Genomic DNA, 25,632 nt, shown 5'->3' with positions numbered 1-25,632 from the left:
GTACGTGTATAGGTCGTGTCAGCGGTGACGAGAACGGCGTTGCTCGCAGCGTTCGACAGACCGCGCGATCGTTTCGAAGTTTTCAACGGCCGAACACGTTGGATCGACATCTCGAACCGGACGCCACTGTCGTTGTGCCTCAACAACGGTCGACAGTTCGTCGATCGCGATCGTCGGCGCGGCGAAATTGCGGTCGAAGCGCTCGGTGTCGATAGTCGACGTCCGATTGAGGACGACCGCTGCGATTGGCGTCTCGAGCTCGAGTGCAAGCTGGCGCGTCCGAAGTGCATCGACCACCGCCGGCTCGGTCGGCGTGGTGACGAGCACCGCGACGTGGGCGCTGTCGAGTGCGATGCCAACGTCACGGGCCAGCCCTGCCGGACAGTCGACGACGACGTGTCCACATCGGCGTTCAACCCGGTCGACGATTTCAGGGAACGCCGTCAGCTTGGCCGCGCGTGTACCGGCGAGCGTTCTGCCTGCAGAGAGGACACGCACAGAACCAATTTGTGTGAGTGCTTCACGCGGCTTCGCGCGCCCGGCCAAGAGGTCGTGCAGATCAGGCCCACCACTGCGCGGGAGGTCGGGTGTTGTGAGATCGGCGTCGACGACGACGGCGTCGAGTTCTCGAGCCAGGTTTAGCGCCACCGTGGTCTTGCCGACGCCGCCTTTGCCACCAGTCACGGCGACGATCATGGAATCCGGGTCAGAACGTCTCTTGGTGGTTGCCACTCGTCGAGAGACTGAACCACTGCCTCGGATTCAGTTCCGGTAGTATCCGATGTGCGAGATGCGTCGACGAGTTCGAGTGGCGGCTCCACTGGCGCTGCTGGCGTTGCAAAACCCACGCCACGATGGCGTTTCGGGGCGATCGTTCCCGTCCAGAGATCGCCGTCCCATTCGAGAGCGGTGTCAGCGTCTCCTCGGGGCGACCACGTTGGTCCGTCGAATCGACTCTCGAGGCGGACGGTCTGTGGTGTTGGCTGCTCGTTGTGTACGATCGCCGAGACGAACGTGACGCCGTTCCGACGATCGGTTTCCCACTCGAGATGAACCATGCCGAGGTTGGGTGCGTGTTCTCGTATAAATTACAGCACCGAGAGAGAGACCGGCCCTCGAATCACAGCGCGATTCCGAGAGGCGACCGATACGACGACGGGGCGGCGCTCGATGAACGAAATCGGTTTACCCATACCGCCGTTAGACCGGCCAGTGACTGACGAACGCTCCCCGGATGCGCCCGATACCGACGACCACTCGACCGGCGAAGACGCCGGCGACGAGCCGCCAGCGGACGATCTCGAGGGTGAACAGGAACTGGAAGAATTGTCACTCGACGAGTTCCACGACGCGTGCCAGCAGGCGGGACGTCCCGTGCTCACCGCCGCGTCCGTCGCACAGGCTCTCGAACTCCCACACGAGACGGCCAGCGAGGCGCTGGTGGGGCTCACAGCCCGCGGCGACATCGAGCGACTGGCCGTGGAAACCGATCCCGTCGTCTGGTATCCCAGTGAACTCGAGGACCTGACCGACCGGGAACGCGTGGTCGTCTTTCCGAAACGCCGCGAGATAATCGTCGACCGACCGGAGCAGTTCACGCGGGCCCAACTCTCGCAGTTCGCCCACCTCGCGGACGGCAACGGAGAGGACGGCTACCGGTACGTTGTCCGCCCGGAGGACATCTGGCAGGCCCCCCACGACAGTTTCGAGGGTCTCGCGCGGACGATGCGACAGGCACTGGGCCAGCGCTCGAATGCGCTCGAGGAGTGGGTCGAGAGCCAATGGGATCGCGCCCATCAGTTCCGACTGGCGACCCACGAGGACGGCTACACGGTGCTCGAGGCCAAAACGCCCGAAGTGATGGGCAACGTCGCCCGACAGAAACTCGACGAGGAACACGTCCACGCGCCGATCTCCGAGACCGAAGACTGGGTACGAGAGGGCGCAGAAGCAGCCATCAAGCGCATCCTCTACGAAGCGGGTTATCCGGTTCAGGACCACCGGGATCTCGAGGCCGGCGAGTCGCTCTCGATCGACCTCGAGGTACGCCTGCGGGACTACCAGCAAACGTGGGTCGACCGCTTCGCCGAGGCCGGTGAGGGTGTGTTCGTCGGCCCGCCGGGCAGTGGGAAGACGATCGCGGCGATGGGGGCGATGGCCCACGTCGGCGGGGAAACGCTCGTGCTCGTCCCGAGTCGGGATCTCGCGCGCCAGTGGGCCGAGTCGATCGCAGAGTACACTTCCCTCGAGCCCCATCAGATCGGGCAGTACCACGGGGGCCGAAAGGAGGTTCGCCCGGTCACGATCGCGACCTACCAGATCGCTGGCATGGACCGCCATCGGTCGCTGTTCGACGACCGCGAGTGGGGACTGGTCGTCTTCGACGAGTGCCAGCACGTCCCTTCGGACGTCTACCGGCGGAGTACGCACCTCCAGTCTCGTCATCGACTCGGGCTCTCCGCCAGCCCGATCCGGGAAGACGACCGCCAGACCGAGATCTTCACGCTCGTTGGCCCACCGATCGGCACCGACTGGGAGGCGCTGTTCGAGGCCGGCTTCGTCGCCGAACCGGAACTCGAGATCCGCTACGTGCCGTGGGGTGACGACGAACAGCAAAACGCCTACGTCTCCGCCGACGGCCGCGAGAAGTACCGAATCGCAGCCAAAAATCGCGGGAAGATCGACGACGTCCGATACCTGCTCTCGGCCCACCCCGACTCGAAGGCGATCGTCTTCGTCGACTACCTCGAGCAGGGACGGGACCTCGCGGCCGCGCTCGACGTTCCCTTCCTCAGCGGGGAAACGCCCCACCACGAGCGACGCCGGTTGCTCGAGGAGTTCCGACGAAACGAGCGCGACCTGCTGATCATCTCCCGCGTCGGCGACGAGGGGATCGACCTGCCGACGGCCGACCTCGCGATCATCGCCTCGGGACTGGGTGGCTCGCGACGGCAGGGAACCCAGCGGGCTGGCCGAACGATGCGGCCGGCTGGCGGCGCGCTCGTGTACGTGCTCGCGACCTACGGCACGCGCGAGGAGGATTTCGCCCGAAAACAGCTCCAGCATCTCGGTCGTAAGGGGATGACGATCCGAGAGCAGACAGTCGACCGCAGTCGCGAAGCCGACAGCGGCGACGAGTAACGTGGGGGCTACTCCTCGCGGGCCTCGAGCAGTTCCTCGATCAAGCCGTCGGTATCGGCGGCTGCGAGCCGGAAGACCGCGTCGTAGAACTCCCGACCGGTCAGATCGCGAACGTCGTGGTCGGTTCGCAACTGGGCGTCGACTAGCGCCCGCGCGTCCTCGAGTGCGTCGATCGTTTCGGGACGGACATACACCGTCTTCTTTTCCGTCGCGTCGAACGGAAACGCGGTGGGGTCGTCGACGTCGGTCGATTCGCCGTCGGCGCTGTCGGCGGACGGTTCGTCGTCGATCGCTGTTTCGTCCGCGGCCGAATCGTACTCGACCGTCGTCGCACTCGAGTCACCGTCGCTCGTCGACTCGTCAACGGAATCGTCAGAATCGTCCTCGTCGACGGCCTCGCTGAGCCCGGCGAACCGGTTGTCCTCAGGCATCGTCGACACCTCCGCGTTCGACGGTCGCCGCCAGTTCGTCGAGTCGCTCGAGCATGTCGTTGTCCGGGTCGTACGCCGCAAGCGGGACGCCCTCGCGCCACGCCCGTTTGAACGCGATCCGCTCGCGGAGGCCGGGGCCGGGCGAATCGGGATCGTCGAAGTGGTCCGACCGAGCGAACGACGGGAGGAAGTCGCCGAACTGAGACTCCTCGAGATCGCCGATGATTCGCTTTTCCTCGTTGTCGCCGGCGAGCGAGTTCGGAACGATCGCGAGAATGTCGAGGTCGATCTCCTTGCGGATCGGGCCGATCTGTTGGGTGTACATGCGCTCGAAGCCGCTAACGCTTGGTTCGCTCATCCGCAGCGGGACGATAACGTTCTGTGTCGAGATCAGCGAGGCATCGGCGAGCGGACCGAGGTTCGGCGGCGAGTCAACGACGACGTAGTCGTACTCCTCGCCCAACACCGGGTCGACGATCTCGTTTCTGATCCACAACTCGCCAAAGGTCGCGCTTCGAATGCTGTTTTCGACGCTGTCTAAGTCCTCGTGGGCCGGCAACACGTCGAAGGCGTCGGTCGAACGGATCACGTCCTCGAGCGATGTCTCCGAACCATCTTCCAGAACATCGCCAAGGTGGACATCGCTCGTGTAGGCTTCGCTCAGCCCGACACCTTCGGTGGCGTTGCCCTGCTGGTCCAAGTCGACGAGCAAGACGTCGTTGTCTCGGTTAGCGAGTCGTTCCGCGAGATTGATCGCGATGGTCGTTTTGCCGACGCCGCCTTTCTGGAGGGCGACGCTGACGGCGCGTGGGGTCTGTGTCGTCATTCGTAAGAACACCTCAGTCGCCACAGCAACTGCGTGGACGGTGCCGACCGTTCGGAAATCGAACACGGTGCTCGAGGTCGAGACGGTTGACACTGTGTAGACCGTGGACACTGTTCGGAGAAATACCGCCGAGACCGGGACGAGCCGAGCAGGTTCGAACTCGAACACCGTCTACACAGTGTGAACTGTGTAAGCCGTCTGGAGTGCGTAGACCGTTCGGTTAGCATCGGTCTCGAGCGATCGAACGACTGTCCGACCCGGCGACGGTGTGCGAGCGTCTGACAGCGTGTACACGGTAGAAACATTGTGCGATGTCCAGTTGAGAGTGAACCAGTCTGCTGTGGCGAGTAACACGCCTATCATTCAATCAATCGGACTTAACAGTAGCGGAAAACAGTCTACACATTCTACACTGTCTACACCGTGTACCTGTCAAATTGGACGACACCGTGTGAACGGTGTACCAGAAGCTATCCATAGTCGAGTTCTGATGGGGTGTAGGACAGTTCCGTGTTAGACATCTCAATTAGAAAGTTTAGATAGTTTAGAAAGTATACACCGTGTACAAAGTGTAAACTGTCCGAACAGCGTAAACAGTATGTCCCGCAGAGGGCGTTCGGAACGCTCGAGCAGTTCGTAGCCAAACCGAATCGAGGCAGGTTCACATTCGAGACTCGAGTGTCGTCGCAACTGTTCTGCGAGCATCAATGAAACTGCATACACGGTGTAAAAGATCTACACAGTGTGATTCGGTGAGCGATCAACCAGTGTCGCAGTCGGACGGATACAACGAACCCTTGGTGACGTGCAAACAGTGTGAACCGTGTACATCGTATACACTGTGTACACTGTGTGAAAAGTGTGGGCTGTTTAGAGAGTGTCGGGCGAGAACTCACCACAGCGGTCGCACACACGGATCATCACGCGCGAGGCCAATATTCAAGGGTCAGTGTTCGGAGTATAAAATATATGAACGCGTCGCAGGTGTCGACGGTGATGGGCTGGTGAGCGACCAACGTGAGATTCTCGTCGGCGAGACGGCCGACAGACAGGACTTGTACCTGCCCGTCGTTGAGTTGCTGACCGGCCGCGGATTCGTCACCGGAAAGTCGGGCTCTGGAAAGTCGAACACGGCATCGGTCATCGCCGAGGAGTTACTCGAGGCGGGCTTTCCGCTGTTGATCGTCGACACCGACGGCGAGTACTACGGGCTGAAAGAGGAGTACGAGATGCTCCACGCCGGGGCCGACGAGGAGTGTGACATCCAAATCGGGCCGGAACACGCCGAACAGATGGCGTCGCTGGCACTCGAGGAGAACGTCCCGGTGATCCTCGACGTCTCGGGCTACCTCGACGAAGAGGTTGCGGACGAACTCCTGCGGAAGATCGCCCGCCAGCTGTTCGTCAAAGAGAAGAAGCTGAAAAAGCCCTTCCTGCTGGTCGTCGAGGAGGTCCACGAGTACATTCCAGAGGGTGGCGGCGTCGGCGAGACGGGGAACCTGTTGATCAAGATCAGCAAGCGCGGGCGCAAGCACGGCCTCGGCATCCTCGGGATCAGCCAGCGACCAGCCGACGTCAAGAAGGATTTCATCACGCAGGCGAACTGGCTCGTCTGGCACCGGTTGACATGGGATAACGACACTAAGGTCGTCGGCCGAATCATCGACACCGAGTACTCGGAACTCGTCTCGGAACTCAACGACGGACAGGCGTTCGTTCAGACCGACTGGACCGAAACGGATGTCCGAAAGGTCCAGTTCCGTCGAAAACGGACCTTCGACGCGGGCGCGACGCCCGGACTCGACGACTTCGAACGGCCCGAACTGAAGTCCGTCTCCGATGCGCTCGTTGGCGACCTCCAAGACATCTCGGAGCGAAAGCAACACGAGGAAAACCGTATCCTCGAACTCGAGAACGAACTCGAGAAAAAAGAAAAACGCATCGAGACACTGGAAGCCGACCTCGAGTCGGCCCGGGACGTCTCGAGTGCGGCCAAGCAGATGGCGGATGCGCTGACGGGACCGAACACCGTTCAGACACAACTGCCAGAGGACGAACAACGGCGACTCCACGACGAACTCCACGCCCTCGAGACCGAGCGGGACGACCTCGAGTCGACACTCGCCGAGAGAGACGATCGGATCGAAACGCTCGAGGCAAAACTCGACTCGCGAGCGGAGACGATAGAGCGCCTGCGCGGGGAAAACAAACGGCTGCGAGAGCGAGTGACCGACCTCGAGACGACACAGGAGAGAGACGCCACGGCGGAGTCGACGATTATTCAGGCTGGCGGTGACGAGATCGAGTTCGGCTACACGCCGTTCGGGGAGTCGACTGCGGAGGATGAGAGGGAAGAGATGGCGACCAGCGATCGGTCACCGGTCACCACGCCAGCGACGACAGCGATTGACGAGGCGGACTTCGACGGGGAGTGGATCAACGACCGACTCACGCGCGCGGCCGACCAGTCACAGTGTACCGTCGAAACAGCACGAAAATCGCTCGTGGTCTTGGCCCGAAACGGAGCGCTCGAGACAGTTGCCGTCGCCGACCGCGTCGATCGATCGGCGGTCGCAGTGCAGGGACTGCTCTCGGAGTTGCGGACCGAAGGCGTTCTCGATCGACCCGCCGAACGGACGTACACGCTCGATGACGACATCCGATCGGAACTGAACGCGATGGCAAACGCCGAGTAAGCGTTCCGGGCGGCGATTCAGGCCCAGCCTACACGCCGTCAGAGAGACACGCGAATCGCCCCTCGAGACGAACGCGCTACGGCAATCGGTCGCCGACAGCCTCGATCGTCGCCGACTCGACGTGCTGATGGACGGGCAAGACGAGGACCTCTCGAGACAGCGTCGTCGAAACGTCGTACGTCGAACTCTCGAGAACGGTACTCGAGAGGCGTGGCCACGTGTGTGCGCCATCGACACCACAGCGTTCGAGGTCCTCGAGGAGTCGGTGTGGGGTGGCGGCTCGAATCGGGAAGACCTGCGGACAGATCCCCTCAGGTAACGACTCGTAGAGAGTCTCGGCGTCTTGGCGAGTGTCGAAGATCCGGTGCCACGCGAGGTAGTTTTCGCGACGGGCGTCACGGATCGTCCGCGGGTCCGCGTGCTCGACGACGTGGGCCGACAGTTTCGACATCGGTTTTTTTCCGGCCTCGTATCGAGCCACGGGACCCGGAACCGACCGAGACGGCCCACGACTGGCGACGAACGCATCGACTGACCGATGGATCGTCTCGTTCGTCTCGAGCAGACTGGCGACCACGGATTTGAGGAGAAACCGACAGTCGTCGCCTCCGAACTGCGACTGGACACCGGCAAACGACGACGGAACGACCTGCTCGGCAACGGTGTCGTCGTTGCAGTAGAGGACCGCACCGTCGGGGATCGGCAACAGCTTCCAGAGGCTCGTCACACCGAGATCACCGCGAGTCCCCAACAACACACCATTGTCGACACTGATCGGGGAATGAGCGTTGTCGTCGATGTGGTAACAATCGTACTCATCGATGAGCGAAATGAACTCCTCGAGTCCGGGCTGGGGAAAGCCGAAGTAGTTGACGGACATGACTGCGACCGTCTCGTCATCGAGCCGCCGTTCGACGTCAGCGAGATCGGGCGCGAGATCCTCCTGCAGTCGATAGTAGCGGGTCTCGAGACCAAGCTCGGTCAGCGGTTCGACGACTGCGTCCGGAAGGTATGCGGGAACGAGAACGTTGTCTCCGGCATCGACGAGCCCGGCAAGACCGTCATACAGCGCCGCCTTCCCGGAGCCATAGAACGAGCAATCGGTCGACGAACGCTCGAGAAACGATTTAAGACCGGCGGGCTGTGGCTCGGATAGCGAGCGGACGGACAGTATCGGATGTTCGCTGATCATCTGTATCGGAGTATCGGACGACAGTCGGTCGCGGGCCGAACGAGCCTCGAGACGCGTCTCCCGTGGCGACGGTGTTCGTGTTCGGTCGGTGTGTGACGCGTGTTGGCCTCGTCGGAGCGCGTCCGCGTGTCAACACAGCCATCATATACGACGAACGTGGTCTATAGTGATTGGGATGATACTAGCGAGACGAGCATGATCAGGGATCGCTTACAGACCAGATCCCGTTACTCACACGATTCGATGTCATGAACGCAGTCTGAGCCTACAGGTGAAAACAGTCGGATAACAAAATCACGGTACGCTGTGGAAGACGACTATGAGAGATTCGGCCGACGAAACTGACCTTCGCCTCCTCGTTGTTGGGCTCGATGCTGGCTGCCGTTCGATCCTCGAGCCACTGTTCGAGGCGGACGAGATTCCAACACTCCAGCGACTGTTCGAGACCGGGACCAGCGGCGCCCTCGAGTCACAGATTCCGCCGTGGACGGCAAGCGCGTGGCCGTCGATGTACACGGGGAAGAATCCGGGGAAACACGGCGTCTTCGATTTCCTCTCGTTCGACGGCTACGACTGGGACGTCGTCAACTCGACACACGTACGGGAGCGGCCAGTCTGGGAACTGTTGAGCGAACACGGCATCTCGAGTGTCGTCGTCAACGTTCCCGTCACCCATCCACCCACGGCGTTCGATGGCGCACTGATCCCGGGGATGACCGCGCCGGAAGAACCGACCTGCCACCCCGAAGGGGTTCTCGAGGACGTCAAAATGGCCTGTGGCGACTATCACGTCTACCCACAGAGCACCGACGCGCCGGACCAGTCGATCGACGGCTACGAGCAGACGATCGACCGCCGCGGGAAGGCGTTCCGATACCTGTGTCGGCGGGTCGATCCCGGTTTCGGCTTCCTCCAGTTCCAACAGACTGACACCGTGTTCCACGAGCGACCGGGGGACAAAGAGGCGATCGAAGCCGTCTACCGTGTTGTCGACCGACAACTCGCGGACACGATCGAGGCGACCGATCCGGACAACATCTTGGTCGTCAGCGACCACGGAATGGGGAAAGTGACCGGAACGGAGTTTCGGGTCAACGAGTTCTTCCGCGAACAGGGGTTCCTCGAGGCCAAAAGCGGCGGCGAAGGGATGCCGACCTGGTCGAAAGCGTGGGAAAACGACCTTCTCGAGGGCGAAGACGCCGGCCAACACGACGGCAGCGCCCTCGAGCAGTTGATGAACGTGGCCGCAACGGTCGGGCTCACGACACAGCGAGTCGCAAGCGCCCTCGAGACGGTCAACCTGAAAGAGCCGATCGGCAGCCGCATCCCCAACGACATGATCCGGGCCGCGAGCGAACAGGTCGACTTCCCGGAGTCGGAGGCGTACGTCCGATCCAAAAGCGAGTTGGGCATCCGAATCAACCTCGAGGGACGGGAGCCGAACGGACAAGTGCCGGAATCGGAGTACGAGTCGATCCGGGCGGAGCTCATCGACCAACTCTCCGCTGTCCGAACACCGGACGGTGAACCCATGTTCGAGGCGGTCGAACCACGGGAGGCGTACTTCTCCGGGCCGCACATCGACAACGGTCCCGATATCCTGACGGTTCCCACAGCGTTCAACAACGCGATCGTCGCCGACGTCGGGGTCGACCAGTTCGGCGAGCCGATGGAGTCGTGGAATCACAAGCAGACCGGCGTCGTCGCGGCCACGGGCACCGAGTTCGACGAGTCGGCCACGATTCAGGGCGCGACGATATTCGACGTCGCACCGACAATCTGTACGCTGTTCGATATCCCTGTCGACACCGAGATGGATGGGACGACGCTCCCCGTTATCGACGGCGAGACGGAGGCATCGTACCCCGCCTACGAACCCGATCCGATCCGTGCGACCGATGAGACGGCCGTCGAAGACCGACTCTCGGATCTGGGGTATCTCTAACGATGGGCATCGAGGTAACTACACTCGATCCGTGGACCGACGCCGACGAGTGGAACCGCTACGTCGAGCGATCGGACGGCACCAATCCGTTCTACCGAGCCGAGGCGCTGCGATTACAGGCTGCTGATACCGGATCGACGCTGCACCTACTGGCCGGATTCAAAGGCCAGGAAGCCGTCGGTCTCTTCCCCGTCTTCGAGTACAGCAAAGGTCCTATTACGGGTGCGTTCTCGCCAGCCCCGTTCTCGTGGTCGTGTTACCTCGGCCCATCACTGTTGAACGTCGGCAAACTCAAGCAGCGAAAGGCCGACCGGCGAACGAAGCAGTTCCTCGAGGGCAGTATCGAGTGGATCGAGGACGAAATTTCGCCGGTGTACTCGAAGTTCGTCGCCGCCGAGTTCGACGACATCCGACCGTTCACGTGGAACGGCTACACCGTCGAACCCGGCTACACGTACGTCGTCGATCTCGAGGACGATGAGGAGACGCTGTTGAAACGGTTCAGCAGCGACGCCCGGAACAACATCCGGAACGCAGACGACGACGCCTACGTCATCGAGGAAGGCGACACCGACGACGTCGAGCGGATCGTCGATCAGGTCGCGAGACGGTATGAAAACCAGGGACAGGCGTTCCATCTGAACCCGGCGTTCGCACGGTCCGTTCACACCGTGTTGCCCGACGGGTCGCTCCGACCCTACGTCTGTCGTGTCGACGGCGAGGTCGTCGGCGGGATCTTGGTCGTCGAATCCAAGACGACCCGCTATCGATGGCAAGGTGGCGTCAAGCCGGACACCGAGATCGATCTGCCGATCAACGACCTCCTCGACTGGCACGTCATGCGCGACGGCCTCCGAGACGGCCTCGAGCGATACGACCTCGTCGGTGCCGGCGTGCCAAGCATCAACCGGTACAAAGCGAAGTTCAACCCCCGTCTCGAGCTCCACTACGAGATCACGTCGGGTGCGTTCGGCCTCGATCTGGTGGTCGATCAGTACCGGAAACACCGCTGATCAAAACCGAAACGCGGATACGCTCATCCGGTTTCCTGTCGTCACTGATCCCCGATCGCCGACCCGTGCTGGCGATCGGCGGGACACAGGGACAGCAATCCGTATCAGTCGGCGATTCGGTACTTCGACTGTCGAGCGTCCTCGAGCGAGATGCGGCTGGTGACGAGATCTTCGTTCTCGAGTTTGCCAAGCCCGTACCGGACGGTCCGCGGACAGAGTCGGGATTCCGTGGCGATCTCCTCTTGGGTCATCGACCCCTCGTACTCGAGAACCTTGTAGACGAGTTTCGAACTCGGTGGAAGTTCGGTCAACGACGGTTCCGAATCCGAGTCAGTGGCCTCGCCGTCGACCTCGGACTCCGGTTCGGTGGCACTCATCGTTTGCTCCGCAGGCAAGCGGTCTCAGTTCGCACGCCACGCTGTGATTTCGCTCGAGCAACTGATGCAGTCGGCGTTCGATCTCCGGCCACACTGTCGGTCAACTCGGCCCGTCGACGACGAAACGATACTGAATGCATGATCAGATAGGTCCGACGCGAGTGTACCGTATATACGATACAGACAGTTCAGAAATATAGGGAGGATCTAACGAGGGGGAACGGTGGGTGCAACCGGAGGAGTGCTCGGCGACGGGATGGCACTCGCAGTGGTGAACGGATAGAAACGAGAGTATCGTAGCCACTGAAAGTCAGTTATCGTCGTCCGAAACACCCCATAGGATCGGTATAGAATCGTTTCAGCTGTTACGACCGTTCGTCTACTGTCGGATACCATCAGTGAGACGGACAGGTGTACCGATGCATCCACAGCAGGGTCACGAGTGCGCCGGCACTGACTCGAGCCCGTATGAATATCCGCGGACGGCACGAGTCACACAGGAGGCAAGGAGTGGCGATCACGTCGGCGAGGGAGGGACAGCCCGAGCCGACAACAGCAGCTATAGTAACAACTGAAACGATTTACACATAGATCGCATAGCCGTCATGCGATCTGGTGTGCAGTGGCTTTCAGTGGCTACTATATTCGTCCGGGTGGACGACACTCGGAGAGTGTAACACCGTCCCGGGTCGCACAATGAGTGACACGCTCAGATCGGCGCTGCTGACTCGAGGCTGCTGATCCCGTCGTGATGAGTGAGCCAACCAGTGGTCGCAACCGGTGATCGCGTCTACGCGATTGTCGAAAGGACTGCACCAATGCACTCGAGCAAAGAACATGGAAACGGGCTCGTCGTCATGTCGTGAGAGAACGCGTCGAGTGATCGAACACAGCGTCCACAACCGGACACACGCACGCGAGAGTTAGCTACCGCTGCTCTTTCGGGATAAAGTCGGACGTTTTCATCTCTCGGTACGTAGCGCAGTCGGGACAGGCGTGGACGACGTCACGATTGTCCCCAAAGACACGAGCGAACTGCCGAGTGACCTGATTCCCACAGTTGACACAGCGAGGGGCAGTCGTTTGCTGGCCGGACGTCATCGGTGTCCACTTCGTATCAGTTGGTTCCGTCGACATCATCAACCCGTAGCCACAGAACGGTATTTACTATAGACAGCATAATCAAGATAAACACGATTCCAGTCCAGTTCAACCCGTGAAAATCACTGAGAGAAGAATGTTCTGAAAACAGCAGTGTTACAGGTTTACACGGCAGTAATACGGTATTTATACCACGTAATATCTCGTTTTAACGGGGTAGTTACCGCCAGTTTGTCTCGACATCGTCACCACCGCCATAGCAGACAACGAGCGATGTCGAAGTCGACTCGAGAACGGAACTATCGAACACAGTCAGTGGCCAACCGCCGTGGCCGCGGCGACGAGACACTCGACGCACAGCTTCCCGCGACGGCTATCAACTCCCCATCACTCTCACGTGTGGCCTTTATATGCCGGTATGGTGGCTAGCCAGATGGAGAGACCTGCCCGGAAGATGTCGCCACTGGCCGGCGGTACCCACCCGATCGCACGATCGCGCTGCGTCGGCGCGGAACCCGGTTCAGAAAACACTGGTGGGTAGTTCTCTCCGGGACGATTCCGTTCGTTCGAGTGCGAATCGATGCCGGCAACCCCGTTCGGACCCGAGTCTACGGGGGTGGTCCGGGTCCGTCGGCATCGATGACTCGGACTCGAGTTCGACAACGACTTACAACGGGACTCGAGCGAGCGCGAAAATGTGACGGGGCTACTCGACGGTGACGCTTTTCGCGAGGTTTCGCGGTTTGTCGATCGGTCGATCGAGGAGATCAGCGGCGTGGTAGGAAACCAGCTGCAACTGGACGTTGGCGAGCAGTCCGGCGAGGTCGGGTGCTGTCTCGGGAATCGAGAGGTGTTCGTCCGCGACGTCGACCGCTCGATGGTCATCCGGACAGACGGCGACCACGGGTGCGCCGCGAGTCTGTGCCTCCTCGGCGTTTTTGAGCGTCTTTTCGTCTTCTTCGCCGGTGAAGACGGCAAAAACGGGCGTATCAGGCGTCACAAGAGCCAGTGGCCCGTGTTTGAGCTCACCCGAGGCGAAGCCTTCGGCGTGTTCGTAGGTGATCTCCTTGAACTTCAACGCACCCTCGAGTGCCACCGAGAAGCCGAGTCCGCGACCGATGAAGAAGTACGACTGACTGTGTGCGTACTGCTCGGCGATCGCGTCGGCCTCGGAGGTCTCGAGCAAGCCGTCGATCGCATCGGGCATCGTAGCGAGCGCCGGCAGGAGCGTCTCGAGGTCGGCCGGCGGCTCACCATGGTGGTCGGCGGCGATACACTGACCGAGTAACAACAGCATGACGGCCTGTGAAGAGAACGTCTTCGTCGCGGCGACCCCGATTTCGGGACCGGCCCGAATAAACAGCGTCTCGTCGGCCTCGCGAGCGGCCGTCGAGCCGACGACGTTCGTGACTGTCACCGTCGTCGCCCCCGCAGCGTTGGCCTGTCGAAGGGCGCTCAGCGTATCTGCCGTCTCACCGCTCTGAGTGACTGCGATTACCAGCGTCTCGTCGTCGATCGGCGGTGCCGAAACGCTGTACTCGTTTGCAAGCAGCGCCGTTGATTGAATGCCCGCCTGATTCAACGCGAGCGAGCCGTACAGTGCCGCATGATACGACGTTCCGCAGGCGAGGAGTTGAACACTCTCGACGTCGGCGAACGTTCCCGGTTCGAAATCCGAGAGCGCGATCCGCCCGTTTTCGGGATCGATCCGCCCCTCGAGTGCCTGTGTCAGCGACGTCGGCTGCTCGTGGATCTCCTTCAGCATGAAGTGATCGTACTCGCCCTTGCCAGCCTGTTCGGGGTCCCACTCGATCGTTTCGGATTCACGGGCGACCGGGTTCCCCTCGAGATCAGTGAACTCGACGCCGTCGTCGTCGACGATGACGACGTCGCCGTCCTCGAGATAGACCACGCTGTCCGTATACTCGAGAAACGCTGGCACGTCGCTCGCGAGGAAGTACTCGCCGTCTTCCATACCGACAACGAGCGGCGAGCCCTGTCGAGCAGCGTAGAGGACGTGTTCGCCCGACAGCATCGCCGTCACAGCGTAGCTTCCCTCGAGGTCTCCGATTGCACGACGAAACGCCGCCTCGTTACCCATGCCATCATCAAGATAGAACTGGATGAGATGTGGGATGACCTCGGTATCGGTGTCGCTGGTAAACTCGTGGCCGTGGTCGGCCAGCCACGCTTTGAGTTCGGCGTAGTTCTCGATGATGCCGTTGTGGACGACAGCAACGTCTTTCGTCCCGTCCGTATGCGGATGGGCGTTCGCGTCGGTCGGCGGCCCGTGGGTGCTCCAGCGCGTGTGGCCGATTCCGACCTCGCCCTCGAGCGGCGTGTCGCCGATCGATGCTTTCAGTTCGTCGACCTTGCCCGATCGCTTCTGGACATCGATACCGGAGCCGTTTTGGACGGCGACGCCAGCCGAATCGTAGCCACGGTACTCGAGATTCTCGAGACCAGTCAGCAACGGCTCTAAAGCGTTCCCATCACCGACCCGGCCGATGATTCCACACATCAGTGACCCCCCGTGATCGCGTTCGGGAACGCGGTCCCGGACCGATGTGATAGGTTTCGAGCGTGACCTCGAGCGACCGCAAAGTGAGTATCGAACGTCGTGTGGGAGGGGTATGATGGCCTCATGGGGAGTTGGTCACCCGTAGCGACTGTTCGAGATGGGAAACGGTGCGCGGACATATCACAGACCTACTCGTCTGCAGTCATTACTATAGACGGACTACTGGAGAGGGTAGTTAGCAGGTAACAGACGGTCTCGAAGCGAGTGAAGAACAGATATGGAAGCAGTACAGTTCGGTTCTCGAACCACTCTTCACCGTGTTTGTATGATTTGTCCGGTTTATTTTGGTGAAAATCGACCAGAATGCGATTAGAAAAGTGGTATGTAAACCAAACAGACAGGGCGGCGACGAGTATGGACAGACGAAATCGGAGTATCGACAGCCAAACAGCGACCCGGACCTGTCGGGGAGCGGAGACACACACTGGGTTGGATGTCACGACGCCTGCGACGGGCTGCTGACGGTCAGTTCCGCCACAGCCTGAACCCGTATGACAGTTGTGACGGGGCATCGGTACCGCAGACAGTCTCAGTTGCTGCGATAGATCGACCGTTTGTCGGTGTCGACTCGCCAAAAAATAATTACACACGTATCCGAATCCACAGATCGAAATGAGATATTTTATTACTCACCCGTGCATTTTCCGCGATGATTACGCTGTTACGAGACGAAATCAGCCGAATGCTGCATCGTTTGCCGGAACTCGCAACAGCACCCCCGGCGTCAGCACGGTACTGTCGCCGACTCGATGAGTCGACTGACGAACGGTCGTCGACCCCGTCAACTGCTCGAGCGAGTTGCTCATCTCGAAAGCGACGCTACTCCCTCTGTCAATGATCGTGCCACTCGTCGTCGACAGCCTTGGACTCCCCCTCGACCAGCCGGTGCTAGTCTTTACGATCGCGATGGCAGTCTTTCTCGTTGGTCCACTCGTGGTCAAACGGTTCGGTCAGCCGGGGATCGTCGGCATCGTCATCCTCGGCGCGGTCATCGGCCCGGGTGCGCTCGAGATCGTCGAGCACTCGTCTGCGATCGAACTCCTCGGCGAAGTCGGGTTGATCTACCTGCTGTTCACTGTGGGGCTCGAACTCGACATGCGAGGATTCAAGGAGGCACCCGAGAACGCGGCGCTGTTCGGACTGTCGAGTTTCTTCATCCCATTTCTCATCGGAACCGCAGCCACGTATACGATCCTCGGACTCGATATCTGGGCTGCGCTGTTGCTCTCGTCGGTGTTCGCCTCGCACACGTTGCTCGCGTACCCGATCGTCAATCGACTGGGTGTGACGAAAAACCGAGCTGTCACTGCGGTTTTTGGTGGGATTCTCTTTACTGATACGCTCGCGCTGGTCGTCCTCGCGATCGTCACCGGGGCCGTCGAAGGCGAACTCACCGTCTGGCTGTTCGCACAGGTCGGTCTCGCCATCGTCGTCCTGTTCGGTAGCGCCTGGTTCGTCCTACCGCCGGTTTCACGGTGGTTCTTCCAGAACTTCAGCGAGGAGAGCTACTTCGAGTTCCTGTTCGTGATGGTCGCGATCTTCGCGGCCGCCAGCCTCGCCGAACTCCTCGAACTCGCAGCCATTCTCGGGGCGTTCGTCGCCGGGTTGGCACTGAATCAACTGATCCCACAGGGTGGGACGCTGATGAACCGTATCGAGTTCGTCGGAAACGCGTTTTTCATCCCGTTTTTCCTGTTGCACGTCGGGATGCTCGTCGATCCGAGCGTAATTCTCGACGGTCCCGAGACGCTCCAGATCACGGCTCTCATCGTCGTCGTGATGGTTCTGACGAAAGGTGGAGCCGCGTGGTTCGTCGCCCAGATTCAGGGGTACACACCCAACGAGCGCAACGTCATCTTCGGCCTCTCGGTTGGACAAGCAGCCGCCGCACTGGCGATCACACTCATCGGCTTCGAGGAGGGGCTGTTCGGTGCGGAAGTCCTCAACGCCGTCGTCTTGCTGTTGCTCGTGACCGCCCTCGTAAGTCCGTGGCTAACCGAGCGGGCGGCGACGGATCTCGCCCTCGAGCGAGAGGTCGGTAACGGTGAGGACAGCGCAAAAGATCCCAACATCCTGTTGCCGCTGTCGCACAACGCTGAACTCCAGCAACGGCTGCTCGAACTGGCGTTCGTCATCAAAGGGGACGGTGGGTCCGAACCGGTTCACGTGATGACGGTCGTCCAGCCCGACAGCAAGCGGTCGACCGAAACGCAGGTCGCGTCGGTCAACGACGATCTCGAGGAACTCGCTGCGGCTGGCAGTGCCGCAGAGATCCCTGTCGAAACGGAGACGCGTGTCAACCACAACATCGCGTCCGGCGTCGTCCAGGGCTCGGTCGAAGTCGAATCTGACCAGATCATCATGGGTTGGGACGCGACCGAGACGTTTAGCCATCGAATCTTCGGGAGTATCATCGATCAGGTCCTCAAACGGACGACACTGCCCGTGTTGATCTCTCGGCTTGGTCATCCGATCAACACGACCAGACGGATCTTCGTAGTCGTCCCAATCGGTGCCGACCATCACGAAGGGTTCTACGAAGCCGTTCACCTAGTCAAACGACTGGCTGCCGGGCTCGGAGCGGAGCTACACGTTATCGTCGTCGAGGGATCGGCCCACCAGTTCGAACAGCTGTTTGAACTGGTCGAAGAAGACGCCACAGCGGAGTTCGACGAAATCGACGACTGGGGGGCGCTCCTGCCGATGCTCGAGGCCGAAACCGACAGCGACGATCTCATCGTCAGCATCTCGCCGCGTCAGGGCGACGTCGGCTGGCACACTGAACTCGAGGAACTGCCGAAACGACTCGCCGAAATGCCGCCGGAGTCGTTCATCACGATCCATCCACGTCAAGGAGAACCCGAGTACGATCGCCAGTACTTGCGGCTCAAGTGACGGGTCAAGCGCCTGCTCACGGAGAGATGCGACAGTATCTCATGAAGACAGCCCACAGCGGCAAACTGAACCGGCACACCTTTACTACTCACTGACCAAGTTGGTCATATGGGTTTTGGTAGCTACGACGAATCCGAACAACAGCAACAGACGGCCGACGATGACGACGACGTAGAGGCCGTCAACGTCCACGAAAACGACCACAACGGACAGCTGTCCTTCGAGTCCAACGCCTCAACCGACGAGCTCGTCTCCCAGCTCGGCTCGATGAAAGACGACGACGAAGACGACGCGTAAGCAATCGGAGACGAGCCACGAGAGTCGGCATCCACTGCGGTACCGGGGCAACTCAGTGGAACGAAGTAATTCTGCCTTTTCGAACCGGCTACTCAACGGACCGCAATGTAGTAACTATAGTAGCCACTGCACGTCACTACACACCGCATCGCACGACGGGAGCGCGGGTCGGAGCGTGCGCGGGTCGGAGCGTGCGCGGGTCGAAGCGAACGACGTGAGCGAGACCCGCGGAAACGCGAACGGGGAGGAACGACCCGTGAGCGAACGACGTGAGCGAGAACCGCGANCGACGTGAGCGAGACCCGCGGAAACGCGAACGGGGAGGAACGACCCGTGAGCGAACGACGTGAGCGAGAACCGCGAACTGGCGAGCGGGAAACGACGTGGCCCGTTCGCTGTGCGATGCGTGTGTCAATCGGTTCAGTTGTTACTATATCACGACTCCCCGACAGCGAGTCGCACGTTCGAAAGACAACTGGGACGACGATCAGCACAGCTTCGACGCACAGAGTTCGCCGATTGCGCGGCGAAGACGCTGTGAAACAGCCGATTTCGAAACACCGAGTCGGTCTGCCAGTTCGTCCTGCGAGATGCCCCGCGGAACGTCGAAATAGCCCTCCTCGTGGGCAACGACGAGGAGTTCCTGTTGTTTTTCGGTCAGTGCAACGACGCCGTCGTCGTCGTCGTCAGACAGTCGCAGATGATCGACCGTCACCGAGATCCCGCGCTCGCGACAGTAGTCGTTGAACGAGACGAGATCGTCCCGGCTCGGGAACTGCAACTGGACGAGCCAGCCATCGCGTGAACTCGAGAGTTCGAGGAGTCGACCACCGGCAGCCGCCGTCTCCGAAATGAACGGCACCGCCCGATCGGTAAGTGCCACCCGATAAACGCGTCGGTCAGGGTAGCGGTCGACGAGGATCGGATCAGTGACGGTCCGGTCCATTTCGAGGGCCGTCTCGAAGGTGTCGAACGCGCTCCCGTAGACGCTACAGAAGACGAGCGTTTGTCCCGTCTCGAGGGTCGTCCAGTACTCCGGTTCGACGGTGACGTCGGCTGCACGCCGCAGGGTTGGACGCAAGAACAGCGACGAGTGATCGAGTCGGAGCTGCGTAACGATCCCGCCATCGGCCTGCGACCGAATGCGTGGCTCTCGGTTGGCGTTGGTGCTCTCGATGCTCACAGATCGATCCGCCATCCGAGTGGATGACCGTCGTAATATCCTGTTACCGCAACCTCGCTCATTGAGCGTCTGATTCGACCGCTGGCATATGGTCGTAGACGCTATACAAGAAATAACAGGGGCGCCATACCGCTATATGTATTCAGCCGTCGTTTATGCTGACTGTTTCAAGCGAAAAGAAACAGCGTATTACCGCTATTGTCACGGTTGCGTGGATTAGTAAGTACCGAATACCACCGTTGCACACGACGGATTGGCGGGCAAGACAGGGCGGTTCGTTGGATGATCGCCGTTCTACTGGTGTGACTGAGACGGACTGCTGGCGGCATGGCCCGCCGCACACCCGTGCTCGGGACAGCAGACGGGATGATCTAAGAGAGATACATCGAAGGACCGTCGTACGGTGAGAGTGCATGAGCGCTCAGTTGCGGTGTCCGGTGTCGCGCTCATCGAACAACAGCTCGAACAGCTTCTGTTGGGCAAGCCGGAGATGACGACTGAACGTCGGTTGAGAGACGCCGAGCGAATCGGCGATCGTTTCGCCGGTACTCTCTCGAGGCCACTCGAAAAAGCCGCCGTAGTACGCCGTCTCGAGGGTTTTAAGTTGGCGCTCCGAGAGCCGACTTCGAAGTTCGGCATCGAACGCGCGGACCGGGCGCTCGGAGCGATCGCGTTGTCGGCGAGCAAGCAACTCCGCGCCCGGATGGGTTCGCTCGAGCATCCGGACGAACGATCGGACGTCGACGGTACTCGAGAGCGCGATCACCAGCCGCGTTCGGTCGTCGACCGGCGTCACCGATCGCAACACGCCACCGTGTGTCGCAAGCGTCTCCGCGACGGACGAGTCGGCGAGGACGAGTTCGAGCAGCGATTCGTCGGCACGCTCGCCGACGAGGCGGCCCGATTCGATTCCCGAAACTGACTCGATGGCGGCGTGAATTTCGTCTTCGGAGACATCGGGAACCGTACAGAACACCGTCGAGCCGCCTGACGACCGGGGGACGACCGTCTGTACGTCGAGCCGCCGCTGGAACTGCTGTGCAAGCGCCGACAGCGCCGCCGACTCGTCCCGGATGACGACCTCGAGTTCAGTGATGCGATCGGCCAGCAACGCGCGTTTCCGTTCGATCGACGCGATGGTGGCACTGGCGACCGCGGCGAGGTGGACACAGAGCTGTCGAACGTTGGCGTCGAACAGCGACGGCTGATCCGCATAGACAGTCAGCGTCCCATAACAGAAGTTATCGACGACGAGTGGCACGCTCAGCACGGACCGAAACTCCGCCTCGAGCGTGCGACGTCGCCACGCCTGATCGATACCCTCAGCGTCGAGGTCGTCGATACTCGCCGGTTGGAGGGTTTCGGCTGCCTGTGCTGCAGGATGGGGCGGCTCATCGACACCCCTGATCGGCACCGAGATCGACTCGACGAAGTCACCGTTCCGGCCAGCCCACGCGCTCGGCGTGATTCGTTCCGAACCGGTCGTACTGTCGCCAACCCATGCCTGCTCGATCGACCCTGACAGCTCGTCGAACGGGAGGGAAACGAGGGCGTCACAGAGGCGCTGTTCGAGGGTGTCCCGAGAGTCACAGGCTAACAGCGTCCGCTCGCTTTCGTGTAGATGTTGACACCGATCTGCCGCGGTCTCGAGTTGGTCGAGGTCACCGCGTTGACGCTGGACCGTCGACTCACACTCGAGGGCGTCGAGTGCACTCGTCGCCGCTCGAGCGACGATTTCGACGGGAAGTTGCTCGCGTGCCTCGAAGGCCATCGGATCGGGACTCGTCGCGAGGAGAACGCCGTGATCGGCGACTGAAACGACAAGCACCCGCTCGGCTCGGAGTCCAGCGCGGGAGAGCGCTGGCTCGATGTCGGGCCGATCGAAGATCACACACTCTCCAGCACCGGCTGTCTCGGCCTCGAGACGCTCGAACAACTCGAGACCGGAACGTTCGATCGGCGGAAGGTCGACAGCGTTGGACTCGTTTCGAGTGGCGACGGCCGCCGGTCTGAAGACGGCTTCCTCGACGAGATACCAGCCGGCGAGATCGGCCTCCGAGCACTCCACCATCGCGTCGACGGCCGACTGCCGAACGGCGGTGTGGCTCTCGGCGTCACCCATTTCGCGGATCATGCGTTGAATCGTCGACAGGGACGCAGCCGGTGAGCGGCGTCTATCGCGGACGACACAGAGAGTTCGGTCGTCGCCGGGAAGCGGTGCGACGAACACGTCGACCGGACGGCGAGCGTCACCAGCCACAAGTGCGCCCGAAACGGGGTCCATCCACCTGACGACCGGCGACTGCGCGCGCTCGAGAACTGCCGCCACGAGGTCGTCATCGAAGACGGCATCGAGTTCGCGGCCGACGAGCGTGTCACCAGCTACAAGCTCGAACAGCGTCGCGTTGGCAAACCGGATCGTCGCCCCCTCGAGGACGAGCAGGCCGTCATCGAGCGTGTCGACGACTGACTCGAGGAGGTCGAACCGCTCCCGATCGACCCCGACAGGTTCAGCGTCGGGTGTCTCGTGTGCAGCCACCGTGACGCCGTCGTCACCGGGGTAGATGGACACCACGAACCGAGTCTCGAGTGTGGGAACGATGGTCTCGAACTCGACGGTGGCGTTCGTCGTTGTCGCCTCGAGAACGCGTTCGTAGAACTGCTCTCGGATGGCGTCGTCGAGAAGATCCCAGACGACGGTTCCGGGCTCGGGAGCCGAATCGGGATCGAACAGCTGATGTGCGGCCGCGTTTGCGTATCGAAGCTCCCACTGCGGACCGAGCGTGAACACCGGCTCCTCGAGGCGTTCGAACGCCGTCCGAGCGTCGTCGGCTGACTCGGCGACACTGGTCGCCGAGAGCGTCGCCACGAGGCCATCGACGAGCGGGTCGGCAATCCGATTGGTGACGGTCAGTTCGTACGCGTGCCACGTGCCGTCGGCGTGACCGAGCCGCACGGCCACCCGCTCGGTCGCACCGAACGCAGCCGCTGACACGGTCTCGAGCGTCTTCTCGATCGGTTCGCGGTCGTCCGGATGGACGAGCTGTGGGAGGGCCGTTCGCTCGAGTTCGGCCGGCGTATATCCGAGCCGCGGTTCGACAGCTGCGCTTGCGTACGCGATCGAACCCGCCTCGTCGAGCACCAAGACGAGCGCGTCGGATCGTTCGAGGATCGACCGACTGCGCTGATCAGACGTGCCCTCGAGTCGGGACCGCGCCGCGACGTTGCTGACTCGCGTGGCGACGAGCGACCGTGGCGCATCGGATTCGACGAGGTCGGTTGCCCCCGCCTCGAGTGCCTGTTCGATCGTCTCCTCGTCGACCGTCTCGCTGTCGACGACAGCGACGATCGGCACGGCATCGGCTCGCTCTCGAAGCGCGGTGAGTGTCGACAGCTCGAACGGACAGACGACACAGTGAATCTCGAGCTGTGTCAGTCGTTCAACGGCGCTCGACAGCGTTCGCTCCCTGACGAGCGAGATGGAGGAGAGTTGCGACGACAGTGCGTCCATCGCCGCATCGACCGGCCTCGAGTCGCCGACGACGAGCACGCGAACGACATCGCCGACAGCAGCAGTCGACTCATCGCTCACCGGCCGCTCACCGTCGTTCGAGATGGTCGCCAGCGTGGTCGCTCGAGGGGAGGTGGCTGCTGCTCAGCCAGCGATCGACTGCGGGAGTTCGCACGACGAACGGCCACGATGACGCGGTGTTGCAGTGCGAACTGGTTAATTATCAGTTCCATACCCTCGAGTAGTGCCGGATTATGAGATGAACAGGCGCAAAACCTCGCCGTTTACGGCAGGGATACGCGCCGTCACGGGATGACGCCTTCTACCGATTACTGCACGACTGGATATTCCACGCACAACCACTATCCTAGAAGAGCTTGCTGAGTCGTTCAATGGCTGGTTCAAAAAGCGCAAAAACGGGGACACAGACGCGAATCCACCCGGCTACCGGAAGCGAGGTGACAACCACCCACGCTCCACCGTGACGTGGAAGCAAAACGGCATCAAACACGATTCCAAACACAACAAACTCCGTCTGAGTAAGGGATTCAACCTCAAACAACACCGTTCGGACTTCATCCTCGTAGAGTACGAGACACGCCCGGACGTAATCGTGGAGAACATCCAGCAAGTACGTGCCGTCTGGAACGACGACCGCTGGGAACTCCATCTCGTCTGCAAGGTCGAAATCTCCGTCGAGGACGCCCCCGGCGACAACACCGCTGGAATCGACCCCGGTATCAAGAACTACCTCGCCACCGCCTACGACAATGGGGACGCCGAGTTGTATCCGGGGAACGTGCTGAATCAAGACAAGCACTACTTCACCCGCGACGAGTACGACACGGAAGGTGAGAACGGCCCGTCACGCCGTGCGCTTCGCGCTCGGCAGAAACTCTCGCGTCGGAAAAACCACTTCCTGCACGCTCTCGCCAAACACATTGTTGAGCGATGTATCGACCATGATGTTGGTCGTATCGCTATCGGTGACTTGAGCAAGATTCGTGAGGACGAGAACGGCGAGTCTCGAAACTGGGGTAAGCGTGGGAACAAGAAACTCCACGGCTGGGAGTTCGACCGTTTCACCACGTTGCTCGAATACAAGGCCGAAGAACACGGTATTCTCGTCGACCGCAAGAGCGAGCGCGACACGAGCAAGACGTGTTCGTGCTGTGGTCGGAAGCGTGACGCGAATCGTGTAGAGCGTGGCTTGTACGTCTGTGAGTCGTGTGGTGTGACGATGAACGCGGACGTGAATGGCGCGGTGAACATTCGGAGAAAGATAACTCAGAATCCTCCTTCGGGGGATATGAGTAACGGTCGTTTGGCACGGCCAGTAGCCTACCTGTTCAACCAAACCTCGGGGCGTTTCGCACCGAGTGAACAGGTGGGTTGCGAACCTTAATATCCCAATGTTCGGGAATTCTCGCCCTTCAGCGGGGAGGATGTCAAGGCGCGTTCGGACACGGGAGAGGCTGTGCTACCAGCATCCGTATGACAAAGCGCGATCAGTCGGAGACACGAGGCGCAGGCTCAGGTCCGCTCTCATATCGTGACGACCGGAACCGGTGCGTTTCGGACGACCTCTTCGGCGACGCTCCCAACGACCAGATGATCGAGGCCGGTTCGACCGTGAGTTCCCATGACGATCATATCGATCGGGTTCGTCTCGGCGACGGCGACGATTTCCTCCTGTGCGACCCCGTGGCGGACGGTCGTCGTCGTCTCGAGGCCCGCGTCGGTGGCTGCTCGGTCGGCGTTCTCGAGCGCGTCGGTAGCTTCGGATTCCGGATCAGTGCGCATTCGATCCTGTTTCTCCGAACTGTGCGGTCCTTCCTCGGACACCGAGAGGATGTGCAGGGTCGCATCGAGCTGGGCGGCGAGTTCGATCGCATGCTCTGTGGCCTGGCGAGCGCCCTCACTCCCGTCGGTGGCGAGCAACAGATCCTGGTACATCGTGTGGCTAGACATTCGACGGAGACGCGGATACATCCCGGACTTGCCGTCTCCGGGTCCCCGTGGCTCGAGGCCGACTGTTACCAGCAGGAGTTGACAGTACGGGTACCAGTAATTGGTAATACGGCTTCAGTATCTGTTATCAGATCTAAATGTAAAATCCGATATCGGGTTATACACCATGCATATATATGAATAAAATGAAGAGTATGATATGTACGGTGATTCGAAGGTCACTGGTGCTTTCGGAGATGTTCATTTAGATCTTATAACAGTTCTCGTGCTGGCACTCATCGGAACTGTTGGAGTATATCTCCTCGGACTGCCAGCTTCATGGCTGGGAATCACATTTTTTATCTTATTCATCGGACTGTCGGTAGCTGCGAGGCCGCTATTCAGGAAAGCTCAACCACGACGCAACCGCAATCAAAATGATAATTAACGTAGATTCTGATTGCCGTGGTGTTAATGGCTTCACCTGCACGTG

The 25,632-nt window shown here is 60.7% G+C and carries 17 protein-coding genes and 1 pseudogene; 7 read left to right on the top strand and 11 right to left on the bottom strand.

The window, feature by feature from the left end; all coding sequences use genetic code 11:
• Positions 1–18: 18 nt before the first annotated feature.
• Both C495_RS00600 and C495_RS00595 read right to left on the bottom strand, forming a co-directional pair.
• On the bottom strand, positions 19–696 hold the full coding sequence (locus C495_RS00600) for a MinD/ParA family ATP-binding protein (protein WP_008158984.1): 678 nt from the start codon (positions 694–696) through the stop codon (positions 19–21).
• Positions 693–1,058 (bottom strand): DUF7857 domain-containing protein, encoded by a 366-nt coding sequence (locus tag C495_RS00595; protein ID WP_008158983.1) that lies wholly within the window; start codon positions 1,056–1,058, stop codon positions 693–695. Before C495_RS00595 ends, C495_RS00600 begins: the two co-directional genes overlap by 4 nt.
• 154 nt (positions 1,059–1,212) lie before the next feature.
• Here C495_RS00595 and C495_RS00590 point away from each other — a divergent pair, with 154 nt between their 5' ends.
• Entirely contained in the window at positions 1,213–3,141 is a 1,929-nt protein-coding gene (locus C495_RS00590) for a DEAD/DEAH box helicase (RefSeq protein ID WP_008158981.1), read from the top strand.
• Between the two features lie 8 nt (positions 3,142–3,149).
• Here C495_RS00590 and C495_RS00585 read toward each other — a convergent pair whose 3' ends face one another.
• Both C495_RS00585 and C495_RS00580 read right to left on the bottom strand, forming a co-directional pair.
• On the bottom strand, positions 3,150–3,572 hold the full coding sequence (locus C495_RS00585; RefSeq protein ID WP_008158979.1) for a hypothetical protein: 423 nt from the start codon (positions 3,570–3,572) through the stop codon (positions 3,150–3,152).
• On the bottom strand, positions 3,565–4,398 hold the full coding sequence (locus tag C495_RS00580; RefSeq protein ID WP_049890072.1) for a ParA family protein: 834 nt from the start codon (positions 4,396–4,398) through the stop codon (positions 3,565–3,567). Before C495_RS00580 ends, C495_RS00585 begins: the two co-directional genes overlap by 8 nt.
• Before the next feature lie 1,004 nt (positions 4,399–5,402).
• On the opposite strand from C495_RS00580, the gene C495_RS00575 reads away from it, so the two are divergent.
• Positions 5,403–7,094, top strand: a complete 1,692-nt coding sequence (locus C495_RS00575; protein ID WP_008158975.1) for a helicase HerA domain-containing protein — start codon at positions 5,403–5,405, stop codon at positions 7,092–7,094.
• A gap of 76 nt (positions 7,095–7,170) precedes the next feature.
• Here the strand turns inward: C495_RS00575 and C495_RS00570 are convergent, their stop codons facing one another.
• Complete coding sequence (locus tag C495_RS00570) at positions 7,171–8,286, bottom strand: DegT/DnrJ/EryC1/StrS family aminotransferase (RefSeq protein WP_008158973.1); 1,116 nt, start codon at positions 8,284–8,286, stop codon at positions 7,171–7,173.
• A 319-nt stretch (positions 8,287–8,605) separates the two neighbouring features.
• On the opposite strand from C495_RS00570, the gene C495_RS00565 reads away from it, so the two are divergent.
• Both C495_RS00565 and C495_RS00560 read left to right on the top strand, forming a co-directional pair.
• Positions 8,606–10,231 carry an alkaline phosphatase family protein gene (locus C495_RS00565; protein WP_008158971.1) on the top strand — a complete coding sequence of 542 codons (1,626 nt, stop codon included), beginning with the start codon at positions 8,606–8,608 and terminating at the stop codon, positions 10,229–10,231.
• 2 nt (positions 10,232–10,233) lie between these two features.
• Positions 10,234–11,244: a lipid II:glycine glycyltransferase FemX gene (locus C495_RS00560; protein WP_008158969.1), complete on the top strand. Its 1,011-nt coding sequence runs from the start codon at positions 10,234–10,236 to the stop codon at positions 11,242–11,244.
• 104 nt (positions 11,245–11,348) lie between these two features.
• Here C495_RS00560 and C495_RS00555 read toward each other — a convergent pair whose 3' ends face one another.
• The 3 genes from C495_RS00555 to glmS all read right to left on the bottom strand — a co-directional run bounded on the left by C495_RS00555 (position 11,349) and on the right by glmS (position 15,243).
• Entirely contained in the window at positions 11,349–11,621 is a 273-nt protein-coding gene (locus C495_RS00555) for an ATP-binding protein (RefSeq protein ID WP_008158967.1), read from the bottom strand.
• A gap of 927 nt (positions 11,622–12,548) precedes the next feature.
• Entirely contained in the window at positions 12,549–12,758 is a 210-nt protein-coding gene (locus C495_RS18285; protein ID WP_006090878.1) for a DUF7563 family protein, read from the bottom strand.
• A 670-nt stretch (positions 12,759–13,428) separates the two neighbouring features.
• Positions 13,429–15,243: a glutamine--fructose-6-phosphate transaminase (isomerizing) gene (gene glmS, locus C495_RS00545; RefSeq protein WP_008158962.1), complete on the bottom strand. Its 1,815-nt coding sequence runs from the start codon at positions 15,241–15,243 to the stop codon at positions 13,429–13,431.
• 894 nt (positions 15,244–16,137) lie between these two features.
• Here glmS and C495_RS00540 point away from each other — a divergent pair.
• Both C495_RS00540 and C495_RS00535 read left to right on the top strand, forming a co-directional pair.
• Positions 16,138–18,198 (top strand): cation:proton antiporter, encoded by a 2,061-nt coding sequence (locus C495_RS00540; RefSeq protein WP_008158960.1) that lies wholly within the window; start codon positions 16,138–16,140, stop codon positions 18,196–18,198.
• A gap of 108 nt (positions 18,199–18,306) precedes the next feature.
• Entirely contained in the window at positions 18,307–18,495 is a 189-nt protein-coding gene (locus C495_RS00535; protein WP_008158958.1) for a DUF5786 family protein, read from the top strand.
• A gap of 487 nt (positions 18,496–18,982) precedes the next feature.
• Here the strand turns inward: C495_RS00535 and C495_RS00530 are convergent, their stop codons facing one another.
• Both C495_RS00530 and C495_RS00525 read right to left on the bottom strand, forming a co-directional pair.
• Positions 18,983–19,693 (bottom strand): helix-turn-helix domain-containing protein, encoded by a 711-nt coding sequence (locus C495_RS00530; RefSeq protein WP_008158957.1) that lies wholly within the window; start codon positions 19,691–19,693, stop codon positions 18,983–18,985.
• Positions 19,694–20,099: 406 nt separating this feature from the next.
• Positions 20,100–23,270 (bottom strand): bacterio-opsin activator domain-containing protein, encoded by a 3,171-nt coding sequence (locus C495_RS00525; protein ID WP_008158955.1) that lies wholly within the window; start codon positions 23,268–23,270, stop codon positions 20,100–20,102.
• Between the two features lie 283 nt (positions 23,271–23,553).
• Between C495_RS00525 and C495_RS00520 the strand changes: the two are divergent.
• Positions 23,554–24,594 (top strand): annotated as a pseudogene (locus tag C495_RS00520) (RNA-guided endonuclease InsQ/TnpB family protein); the annotation flags it as partial.
• 140 nt (positions 24,595–24,734) lie between these two features.
• On the opposite strand, the gene C495_RS00515 reads toward C495_RS00520, so the two are convergent.
• Positions 24,735–25,145 carry a universal stress protein gene (locus tag C495_RS00515; protein ID WP_008158951.1) on the bottom strand — a complete coding sequence of 137 codons (411 nt, stop codon included), beginning with the start codon at positions 25,143–25,145 and terminating at the stop codon, positions 24,735–24,737.
• Positions 25,146–25,632 lie beyond the last annotated feature (487 nt).

The sequence above is a fragment of the Natronorubrum sulfidifaciens JCM 14089 genome (genome assembly GCF_000337735.1).
Classification (GTDB): Archaea; Halobacteriota; Halobacteria; order Halobacteriales; family Natrialbaceae; genus Natronorubrum; species Natronorubrum sulfidifaciens.
Note: the sequence above shows the minus strand (reverse complement) of the source record. Positions and strands in the feature narration are given on the sequence as shown.